Annotated in this window: 1 protein-coding gene and 1 pseudogene; both read left to right on the forward strand. The window is 75.0% G+C overall.

Annotated elements, in window-relative coordinates:
- Positions 1-378 (forward strand): annotated as a pseudogene (locus ACZ5CR_RS47495) (SGNH/GDSL hydrolase family protein); the annotation flags it as partial.
- A gap of 82 nt (positions 379-460) precedes the next feature.
- The coding region (locus tag ACZ5CR_RS47500) for a hypothetical protein (RefSeq protein WP_468870305.1) at positions 461-1026 on the forward strand (566 nt) is incomplete at its 3' end.

A 1026-nucleotide genomic window follows, 5' to 3' on the forward strand; every position in this document is an offset into this window, starting at 1 on the left:
CTCGACCTGAACGCCCGCATCCGCGCGGCGGCGGACCGCCACGGGGTCGTCGTCCTGGACACGTTCCCGCACCGGGTCACCACGGACCCCCGCCTGTGGAGCGCCGACCGTCTGCACGCGAGCCCGCTGGGGCACGCCCGGATCGCCGCCGGAATGGCGGACGCGCTGGGCGTCCCCGGCCACGAGGACTGGGTGCGGCCGCTGCTGCCCCCGCCGCCTCCGGTGTCCACGCTGCGGGCGGTGGCGGCGGAGACGGCGTGGTTCGCGGGGTTCATGGGCCCGTGGGTATGGCGACGCGTCAGGGGCCGCTCGTCGGGCGACGGGCGCGAGGCGAAGCGGCCGGATCTCGGTCCGGTGGCCGCGCCCGAACGGGCTTGACCTCAAGCCAAGTTGAGGAAGCAGTGTGTGCGTGACGGGCGCAGCGCCACCCGTACATCCGCACACGCTGAAGGAGCAGGCCATGAAGACACGCGTCGACGCCACCACCCTCCCCGACCCGGCCCGCGCCGTCGGTGGGCTCGTCTTCCTCAGTACCTGGAGCGCGGGCACCCCGGAGCGGCAGCGGGCGACGGCCGAGGCGATCGCCGAGGCCTGGGGGAGCCGCCCGTGGCCGCACGAGGGCCTGCTCTCGTACACCGTGTACGCCGGCGCGGACGGCTCGACGCTGGCGCACCGCTCGCACTGGCGGGACGAGGAGGCGTACGAGGACTTCTTCGCCCACGGCAGGGACGAGCGGAACTCCGACATCGACAAGGCCGTGCCGGGCATCGAGCGGCTGGGGCTGCACAAGACGCGGCTGCGGGACGGGGTGGCGCGGGCGGCCGGTGACGACCGGGTGGCCGGGGCGATGGTGATCACCGAGGGCGACGCCGGGCCGCCGGAGGCGGTGCCGGGCCTGATCTCCGTCCACTTCCACGTGACGACGGACGGCGGGCGGGTGATCCGCTACGAGGAGTGGGAGAGCGGGGAGGGGCTGGCGGAGGAGGGCAGGTACCGCTTGGCGTACGGCTTCGAGCCGGGGCGCTG

Source organism: Streptomyces sp. NPDC031274, assembly GCF_055570235.1.